The following is a 9,642-nucleotide window of genomic DNA, read 5'->3' on the forward strand; positions in this document are numbered from 1 at the left end:
CAAATTGGCTCTCATCCCTCACCACTTTTCAATAAAATTAATCGCTTGAAAGGTGATTTTTTAATCCGATGCTAACATAGGAGACGCAGTTGCCCGGACGGATACCTTTAAATCAAACAACAATATTCAAGTAAGACTTCAAAATGAATTTAAAACTTATTATGGAGCTGAGTATTTCTATGAGATAAAAAGGGGCGAGCCAAACATTTTACCTAAGGTTATATCCAATGAAATGGCAGGAATTTTAATAATGTCATTTGACCTTAAAGAACCTTGGGGAACACACAGAAAATATCAAGTGTTTGATGAAAAATACATTGATATTTTTGGCAGACCCGAAGTAACTGCTCATAGAATTCTGATGCTTGACTTAGTAGATAAAATTATAATCTCAAAACTTCCGACTTTAAAAAATCAACTTGTTGCAAAGTATGCTCTGACAAGATTTGCTATTCTATTTATACTGCGACAGATTTTTGAAAATGACAACAAAGGCAAAGAATTGTTAGTAAGCCCTGAATTGTTCGTAAAAGACTTAAAGGATAGACAAGATTTTATCGACTCAACTTCAACAATTATTAATGACATAATAATTGATTTTAACGGAGAAGTTGAGAATCTTGGGGAAGACTTTGATTACAAGTCAAAGCTGAGAGATGAAAATTGGATAAAAAAACTCTCACAAGAAATTGTTAGTAGTTACTTAAAACAAGTAAGCAGACAGAGAATTGAATCATTTGAAAATGAGTGGAATAAAAGGATTGCCAGCCGCTAATCGAGTAGACGGCCTCGCCAACCGTTAAGTTGACGAGGTGCGCCTCTCACACCACCGTACGTACGGGTCTTCCCGACAAATCGGGACTGGCTGTATACCGCGTTTCGCTGGATTGTAGGTTGCGTTTTGAGGTAATAAGAAAGCATCGATTCATATCCTTTTCTTCTTAGGCGGGATAAAGTAATGGTAGTGATCAGAATCGGACTTTGAGCCACCGCCCATCCGCCTTTCCTGCCTCCCCTGCATTCTGGCTCTTCGCCAAAAACTTCCACAGGAAGTTTTCTTGACGCGCAGCCCTTCAAAAATCCTTTTGTCTTTCGCTGCCACATTTACTATTTTGGTTCTTCCTTCCTGGCGGGAAGTTGGTACTTCGGCAGTATGCGTTACCTCATCCGACCTTTTACCCTCCGTATAGGATTCCTGTTCAAATTAAAAACAAAGAAAAAATGTTTACAGTAGAACAAATCAAAACAGCTCACAGCAAAGTAAAATCAGGTGCAGATTTTCCAGCTTACATACAAGACATTAAAAAATTGGGGGTTACTTATTATGAAACTTTTGTTTCAGATGGACATACCGATTATTATGGGGTAAATGATTACAAAACTTCATCATCTGCAAAATATGACACATTGCAGGTGGTCGACATTTCAAACATTGAGCAGTTTAAAATAGACATCAAAGCGCATCAGCAAGGAAAAACAGATTATCAAACATTTTGTAACGATTGTGCCAAAGCAGGGCTTGAAAAATGGGCTGTTTGTATGGAAAAAATGACTTGCACCTATTTTGATAAAGGAGGAAATGAAATTTTGGTGGAACAGATACTACAATAAAAACTGCACGCATTGGTATGACAAAAGCAGGGCTAAAGTGCAAACTTCAGCTTTTTTGTGCTTCTATAAAATTTCTTTACGTTAGCCAAACGGAAGTGCTTCTATTTCCCTGCCTTCGCCAAGCTAATTACGTGCTCCACCTGGGGCTAGTGGGAAGTTTGATCCATACAGGATCTTGAATCGATAAGGCATGCCTCCCCCATTTCTGACCCTAAATGAGGTCCAATCAACAAAAAAGCGGGCCAAAACCCGCTCCTTTTACCTCAAACTCTTTTGCCAATTCCAGCTATCCCGCATGCAATCTTCCAGGGAATAGTGGGGATGCCAACCGAGGACGGTGTTGATTTTGGTGGTGTCAGCCCAGGTTTTCACCACATCGCCGGCTCGTCGCGGTCCGATTACATAGTTGAGCTTTACTCCACTGACTTTTTCAAAGGCATGGATCACTTCCAAAACGGTGTTTCCATTTCCAGTGCCCACATTGAAGACATCGTAGAAGTTATTTTCCTGTCCGTTGAGAAAAGCCAAGGCCTTCACATGCGCGTCAGCCAAATCCATCACATGGATGTAATCCCGAATGCAACTGCCGTCCACGGTATCGTAATCATCTCCAAATACGGTCAGCTTTTCCCGAATCCCTGCTGCTACCTGCGTGATGAAGGGCACCAGGTTATTTGGAGTCCCGATGGGTAATTCCCCGATTTTGGCACTGGAGTGCGCTCCGATAGGATTGAAATAGCGGAGTGAAATCACGCGAATTCCCGGTTTGCTCTTTACGTAGTCTATCAGGATATCCTCACAGATTTTCTTTGTGTTGCCATAGGGACTCTCGGCTTCTTTTCTTGGCGTGGATTCGGTCACCGGCAGCACGTCCGGCTGCCCATACACCGTACAGGAAGATGAAAAAACCAGATCCCGGATCCCCCGCTCCTGCATAAACTGAAGCAAGACCATAAGGGAGCCTACATTATTTCGGTAATATTTCAAAGGCTGCGCGGTACTCTCCCCCACCGCTTTAAAAGCCGCAAAATGAATCACCCCTTCGATTTTATGCTTGTCGGCAATGGACTTGAGCAGGGATTTTTTATTGCAATCGCCTTGATAAAAGGCAAATCTTTTTCCGGTAATCTCTTCGAGGCGATCTATGACGCTGGCATAGGAATTGGATAAATCATCCAGGATAATCGGCTCCATGCCGGCCTTCCACAATTCAACGGCAGTATGTGATCCGATGTAGCCGGCACCACCGGTAATTAAAATTTTCTTCATGTGTTAAATTGGTAATCCACAAGCAAAACTATTCAAATACTCCACAATTGGATAAAAAACCTTAGCGAATCAGTGTGAAAGTTCCCCTGCTTTGTGAACTTGTTTCTTTTCCTTCCAATAAATACGTGTACCGAAGCTGATAAGCATAGGAATTAGCAGGGGCCGCTACGCCGTCAATCAATCCATTCCAACCCTCCGTGCCGAAATAAATCATCCCACCCCAACGGTCCCAAATGGTAAGTTGATACGAGACACTACAGTTGGATACAGGCTGGTAGGCACCGTCACGGGGATCGAAACCTGTCGGCATGCGGACTTCAGGTCTTGCCTGATTTACCATCGCAGTCCCTGTCAAGACGCAGCCATTTGAGTCCGTCACTGTATAAGCAAATTCTCCATAGGGCAACTCTTCGATCCGGTTTCCTGTCTGCCCAGAATCCCAAAGCACGGCATAAGGCCCGATTCCTCCAGAGATCTCCAGCTCCAAGACCCCGTCCAAGCTTCCCTCACAACCCGGATTCCCTACTTTTGCCAAGACTGAAATCTCCTCCGGCCCTTCCAGGGTTACACTCACCGGAATCGAGCACTCACGACTATCCAATACAGTTAGCTCATATTCCCCGGGAGCTATGCCGAAAACCCGAAGGTCATTGCCATCCCAAATTGACTCCAATCCGGCCACAGTATAGGGCGGATTACCTCCACTTGGCTGGATCAAAAACTCCCCATCCGCGACACCAAAGCATGAATTGGAAATGACCTGGATTGATTCCTCAACGCGCAGGGGTTCGGGATCCTTCAATGAAAAAGTTACTTGTTCCACAGCGCAGCCCGTCGCATCGGAAATGGTCACTTTATAGTCTCCACTCGGTAGATTTTCGGCCATTCCTGCTTTCAAAATCGGATCATGTGCCCAGCTAAAGTCATAATTCCCTGAGCCTCCGCTGGGATTAAGCCGTATGCTACCATTGCTTTCGCCTGGACAAGCGGGATTTTGGATCTCCGAGTCTCCGAGTTGAAATTCCGGATAAATGGTCACTTCCAATACTTCGGATGTTCCTGAACAAGCGCCGTTCAAAGTACTCGTTTCCTCAAAATAGACCGTTTTGACAGCTGCCGACAAATCCCAGAGGATTTCTACCTCTGGGGAATTCTGACCCGAAACCAAACTCCCACCGCTGACCGTCCAAGTATAATTTCGCCCTGGTGTTTGGTAAGGTACCTGGTAAGTCAGGACTTCATTTGGTCCGCAGAGTCCCGAACTGCCAATAGGCAAAGCGGGTTCGATGGACTCCGTTATGGTGACATTCAGGAGCAATTCCTCACCCGGACAGCCCTGATCGGTATAGGGGATTGCTGAAAGTTTTGCATTGGGGTTGGGTGCGCCCCACTCGACTCTTACAGAAATGGGCGTCTCCTCCAAAATCGTCCCACCGCTGATCGACCAAACGACCCGATCCAGAGCCGTGGTATCCTCCAGCGTATAAGTAAACTCATCAATCAATGGACAAACAGACTCAGGGCCAATCAAAACCGGATCCAAATCTTTGACTTCCACTTCGAATCGGAAAGTCTCTTCCTGATCACATCGCCCCTCGCCGGTAGAGGCGAGAATACTGACGAGGTATTTGCCCGGCGTTTCAAAAGTATGGGACACTTCCTGACCTTCTACCAGGGGTGTGTTGTCTCCAAAAGACCAGGTAAACTCATTGTATTCCTGATTTTCAGGAAAAATCTCCCAAGTGCCTTCCTGATTTAAACAGGCTACTTTTTCTCCGATCACCTCAAACGAATAGGTGGTTTCGGTTTCGTATTGGATACTTTCCACTCCTGTACCCACTACAAAACCATAGGATTCTACCTGACCTGAACCGTAAGCATAGGCAATAAAACCTGCCGGGTTTGACAATTGATTTACCCCTTCCGGAATCCTAATTTGAGCATATTCATATTCCCCACCGGGTATCGGTTTGAATTGTGAACCCACGTTCTGCCCGTTGAGTATCGTCTTACCGGCTCCCTCTTTAGGAACAATGACATTCAGGTAGTGATCGATATTCAGATTAAATCGACCGTAGAGAATTCCTGTCGAAAACTGGATTTCCTTGATCATTTGGCCAGTTGGGGAGTAGGAGAAAAAGTTGGGATCACCCAAAGAAGCTGCGAAAAACTCATTGCAGAAGCCGCTTTTGGAAATGACTGCCACTGAACTGGGTTTGGAAGTTTCGATCAGTGCCACTTCATCTTTCCCAAATTCCAGTCGGACAAATTTCCCGGCATTCAGCCTCGTCTCCAATTTTCCATTGACAAATACATCCGTTCCATTTTCCAAAGCCAAAACTTTGACAAATTCCCCGGAGGTTCGATCTTTTTGAGGAACGTGGATGTACGATTTACCCCAGGTTTTGGTCGGGTAAGCTTGCTGAAAGAAGTGATCGCCTGTGGTTCCGCAGGTACCCGAACTCGTCATTCTGTTGCCCGCGAAAACTGCCACATTTTTGCAGTTGGTAGTATTATCATTCAAGACGCTGACCCGAGTACCGGTCAAGTCCCCATCGGATTTGATCTGATAAGATTCCCCCGCGTTGAGGGTGATTTTCAGAGAGTAATTTGCAGGGATTCCTGTTTGTGTGCGGACCGAAGGGAGGATCTCGACCTGCGTATCATCTGCGGTACCGACTACGATCAAGGAACTCTCCAGCGTGGTGTGATTCAGGGAAGAATTGGCCACTAAGGCTTTCTCGTGATGAGCCATGACCAGGTAGTCCAGCCCCAGCGACTCCACCGGCAAGACCACCGTGGCACCAGTGCTGTAAGCCCGGCCATTCAGCGCATGGACGGCGATATTTCCGGTCGAAATCACATGCAGAAAACGGGGACTGACCTGACCGGATACCGGATGAATTAATCCTTCGCTGATGGCGTCAAATTCTTGAATCAGCTGTTGGCCTTTTGCCAAATCAAAAGAGACCGTCTGCTTGGGAGTTTCGATGGTTCCTGAGGCTTTTTCATTGGCTGTAATGATCAAAACGGCCTTTTCCGACTGAACATTGACTGTATCCAGGCTCTGCCCATTTTCCAAAAAACCCACAAAAAATTCTCTGCCTACCGAGGTCAATTGTGCGGGCGCAAAAAAGCTGTTCCCCGTCAGGAAAAACAGCACAAACAACAACTTCTTTAGGGACCGGTTTGGATTCATGTTCTTCTTCCCCTCAATCTACTTACTATTACCTAATGAGGATGAACGAACCTCTTTTTTCTACAAATTGAGGTGATCCTTCCAGCGCATAGTCATATCTCACATAATAGGAATACGATCCTGTTGGGGCATTTTCTCCGGCGATGGTTCCATCCCATCCACTGATTCCCGAATAGATCAATTGCCCCCAGCGATTGTAAATCAATAACTCAAATTCGGTCTCACAGTTTGATACCCCCTGATAAATTCCCGGTGATTGTCTTGGATCAAAGCCCGTAGGCATCCTGACCTGCGGGGCATTTTCGGATACTACCCCTTTTCCAATGCTGATACAACCGGCAGCATCCCTAACTTCCAAGTCATAAGTCCCGGCACTGAGTCCAGTCACCAAATTGCCACTGAGCGTCGGGTCTCTCCAAAGGTAAACGAAGGGACCGTCTCCGCCTTTGGGTAAGACAAAAAGCTCCCCGTCTGATCCCCCGGGGCAGGCGGGCTTTTCCAACCGCACATCCACCTCCAAAGCCGCAGGAGAAGTAATCTCAAAACTCACCGGTATCGTGCAGCCATTTGAATCTTTCAGCTCCCAGTCATAAATACCCTGCGGCATATCGAATAGCGCAATCGATCCGGTAAAAGTCTGCGGACCCTCATAGTCAAAAGTATAGGGTCCTACCCCGCCGGTCACTTCCAATCTCAATTCCCCATCAGGTTTGCCATAACAAGAAACTTCCACCGGAACCAAAGCTGCAATTTCCAAAGGCGCAGGTTCGATCACCTCGATATTTTCGATGATTCGCGTACATCCCAATTGATCGGTTACTTTCACCGTGTAAGTGCCGGCAGGTAGAGCTGTGGCGACAGCAGTATTCAGGGAAGGATTATGCGACCACTCGTATTGATAAGGCGCAATACCCCCCTGGATAGCCAGAGAAATACTTCCCACATTCAAACCTGCACAACCAATCGGATTGATCTCTTCCAAGTTTGCCAAAAACTCATCAGCCACCTGCACCTGAATCGGTTCAGCCTTTCCCTCGCACTGATTATCCAGAAGACTGTAGGCGGTGTATTCCACCGTTCCGGTGACGCCCGGCCGATCCCAACTCACTTCAATCTGGGATTCCCCCTGACCGGAAATAAGTTGTCCGCCTGTAACCACCCAGTCGTACCCCCTGCCACTGATGGGATTTGGAGCGGCATAGGTATGGTGGACCGTCGGATCAAAGCAAACCTGAAGCTCGCCTACCGCAGCGGTCACCTCAATACGTTGATTGACAATCACAGGCAATTCTACCGGAGCACCGGGACAGCCATTTTCGGAAAAAGGAATCAAGCGAAGGATAGCATCGGGATTGGCAGGACCCCAATTCACCAAGACCGAGTCACCATAATCTTCCACAATTACTCCCCCTTCCACTTCAAAACTAGCCTTATTTACATTGATCAGGTCTTTCAGCCGATACATCACCTGCTCGACTTCCGGACACACAGAAGTCTCACCCAACAATTCTCCTTTTGCTTCAAAAACCTCCACTTCAAAAGTCACTTCCTCCTGCTCCTCACAGGAATTTGGACTCAGGGCCGCCAGGACTTTCACTTCGTAAATCCCCGGTTTGGTGTAGGTATGTCCTATTTCTTTGCCTACTTCCGGATCTGATCCATCTCCAAAATCCCAGACGAAATATTCGAAATCAGGATTTTCGGAATTGATCTCCCAAAGCCCCTCCTGATTGAGGCAGGCGACTTTTTCACCTTCCACATCAAAGTCATATTCCGATTCGGCGATGAAATTGAGGTTGTCCAAGGCCGCACCTGCAGCATAGCCGTAAGACTCCAATTCACCAAAACCATAAACGAATGCCGCAAATCCATCTACGTTTCGCAATTGATGGACTCCTTGGGAAATGTTGATTCTTGCATATTGAAAAGTGGGGTCTCCGGGAAGTGGGGCAAAGCGATTTCCAATGTTTTGAGCATCCAGAAAGGTGGAATTTTGAGTGCCGGTCTTCACCACCACATTGACGTAGTGATTGATGATGGAAGGAAGATTGAGTGCATTGAAAGTCAAGGCGGTCAAAAACTGCTCACTTGGACTATAGGTAATCATAAACGGATCGCCCGTGAAAGCTCCGGGTGCATTGGGTTGATTACAGGCCATACTTTTGGAAAAAACCGTAACTGAGGAAGGTTTTGAGGTATCAATTTTGCCGGATTCATTGATTCCAAACTCCAAGGCCAAAAACTCACCTTGATTAATCACTCCCCTAGATATTCCATTTACCAGGACTTCGGTATTGTCTTCAGAAGCCAAAACCTTAACCAATTCGCCGGATGTTCTGCCAGAGAGCGCCACGTGGACAAAGCTTGTTCCCCAGGTATTGAAAGGGTAAGCCTGCTGGAAAAGGTGATCATTTGCCTCCCCGCAATTACCGACAGAAGTCCATTTATTTCCTCCAAAAACTGCGATTTTTTTGCATTCATCTGCATTGTCACCAATGACACGTACCCGTGAACCTGTCAGATCAGCCCTTGCTTTGATCTGATAGCTTTGTCCGCTGTTGAGTGTGATGAGGGAAGGTGTTCCCGCTTGGTTTCCACTGAGGGAATTGACACTTGTGGTGATTTCGATCTCGGTATTGTCCTCCGTGGCCACGATCAAAAGCGTGCTTTCGTTGTCGATATTGCCATTGTAAGGCACATTTGCGGTTAATATTTCAAAATGCGAGGTGATGTAATAATCCCTTCCCAGTGCACCGATCGGCAAAACAACGGTACCATCCGCACTGCGATAGCGCTCGTTGAATGCATGAACGGCGATTTTACCGGAGGAAGTGATGTGAATGCCTTTATTTTCTACGACTCCCGAAGTACGATGCAGTAAATCCAAATCTTCGGAAGGAACCCGCAACGTGTATTGCTGTCCGGCATTGAGGGTAAAAGGCACCGACTGACCCCGATACTCCAAAGCCCCGGTGGTGGTTTCATTGGCAGTGATAACAAGTACCGCAAAATCCGGTGCACCGGGATTATTTCCCGAAGCTGATACCCGGTTATTATCCATAAATCCAACCCAGAATTCTTTGCCGAGGGTAGATAGTTGACCAAATGCCGAAAAACCGTGGCCCATCAGCACAAAAATCAAAACCAACCGCAAAAACTGTAACCGCATTTCTATCAGGGCCTTTTAAGGAGATTCAAGATAGTAAAAGGGAGAAAAAATCGGTTAAAAATTGTAAGAAATGGAAATATTGGCTTGGGCAGGAGATCTCTAGCTAACACTCCGCTCCTAGGCGTAGTTTATTGCCTTTCAGTTTTGAAGTTCCGTTTAAAAATACGAGATTGAATCTACACCTTTCTATTTTTTGGATCCCATTCAGCTGTCGAGAGTAATTTCATTTCAGACAAGTTCAACCCGCTTCGGGGTTGTCAAACACCATCTTATCCACCAATTCCCTAGGTTGACACCTAGGGCTATTGAGAGGTTCGACCACTCTGTGGTCATGATTCCATTTTCATTGATTCGTTTAAGGCAATCTTTCGACCCTGATAAGGGTCAAACCTTT

General features: G+C 46.2%; 6 protein-coding genes. 2 read left to right on the forward strand and 4 right to left on the reverse strand.

Annotated features, from left to right (window positions below):
- Nucleotides 1-232 precede the first annotated feature (232 nt).
- Nucleotides 233-775 carry a hypothetical protein gene (locus C4S61_RS14095; RefSeq protein ID WP_103925457.1) on the forward strand — a complete coding sequence of 181 codons (543 nt, stop codon included), beginning with the start codon at nt 233-235 and terminating at the stop codon, nt 773-775.
- Here the strand turns inward: C4S61_RS14095 and C4S61_RS14100 are convergent.
- The gene (locus C4S61_RS14100) at nt 772-1,104 is read right to left on the reverse strand and encodes a hypothetical protein (RefSeq protein ID WP_103925458.1); all 333 of its coding nucleotides are present in this window, start codon (nt 1,102-1,104) and stop codon (nt 772-774) included. The two genes, C4S61_RS14095 and C4S61_RS14100, sit on opposite strands and share 4 nt — an antisense overlap.
- A 117-nt stretch (nt 1,105-1,221) precedes the next feature.
- Here C4S61_RS14100 and C4S61_RS14105 point away from each other — a divergent pair, with 117 nt between their 5' ends.
- Nucleotides 1,222-1,611 (forward strand): DUF1398 domain-containing protein, encoded by a 390-nt coding sequence (locus C4S61_RS14105; RefSeq protein ID WP_103925459.1) that lies wholly within the window; start codon nt 1,222-1,224, stop codon nt 1,609-1,611.
- Nucleotides 1,612-1,869: 258 nt separating this feature from the next.
- Here the strand turns inward: C4S61_RS14105 and galE are convergent, their stop codons facing one another.
- The 3 genes from galE to C4S61_RS14120 form a co-directional block, all read right to left on the reverse strand.
- A complete protein-coding gene (gene galE, locus C4S61_RS14110; RefSeq protein ID WP_103925460.1) occupies nt 1,870-2,880 on the reverse strand; it encodes a UDP-glucose 4-epimerase GalE in 1,011 nt (336 codons plus the stop codon).
- Between the two features lie 61 nt (nt 2,881-2,941).
- On the reverse strand, nt 2,942-6,079 hold the full coding sequence (locus C4S61_RS14115; protein WP_103925461.1) for a PKD domain-containing protein: 3,138 nt from the start codon (nt 6,077-6,079) through the stop codon (nt 2,942-2,944).
- A gap of 28 nt (nt 6,080-6,107) precedes the next feature.
- On the reverse strand, nt 6,108-9,248 hold the full coding sequence (locus C4S61_RS14120; protein WP_200820588.1) for a PKD domain-containing protein: 3,141 nt from the start codon (nt 9,246-9,248) through the stop codon (nt 6,108-6,110).
- Nucleotides 9,249-9,642 lie beyond the last annotated feature (394 nt).

Source organism: Algoriphagus boritolerans DSM 17298 = JCM 18970 (genome assembly GCF_900108085.1).
Classification (GTDB): domain Bacteria; phylum Bacteroidota; class Bacteroidia; order Cytophagales; family Cyclobacteriaceae; genus Algoriphagus; species Algoriphagus boritolerans.

Bases quoted from the DNA above. Each gene is read 5' to 3' on its own strand.
- C4S61_RS14120 (WP_200820588.1), bottom strand. From the start codon at position 9,248: ATGCGGTTACAGTTTTTGCGGTTGGTTTTGATTTTTGTGCTGATGGGC.
- galE (WP_103925460.1), bottom strand. From the start codon at position 2,880: ATGAAGAAAATTTTAATTACCGGTGGTGCCGGCTACATCGGATCACAT.
- C4S61_RS14095 (WP_103925457.1), top strand. From the start codon at position 233: ATGGCAGGAATTTTAATAATGTCATTTGACCTTAAAGAACCTTGGGGA.
- C4S61_RS14105 (WP_103925459.1), top strand. From the start codon at position 1,222: ATGTTTACAGTAGAACAAATCAAAACAGCTCACAGCAAAGTAAAATCA.
- C4S61_RS14115 (WP_103925461.1), bottom strand. From the start codon at position 6,079: ATGAATCCAAACCGGTCCCTAAAGAAGTTGTTGTTTGTGCTGTTTTTC.
- C4S61_RS14100 (WP_103925458.1), bottom strand. From the start codon at position 1,104: ATGTGGCAGCGAAAGACAAAAGGATTTTTGAAGGGCTGCGCGTCAAGA.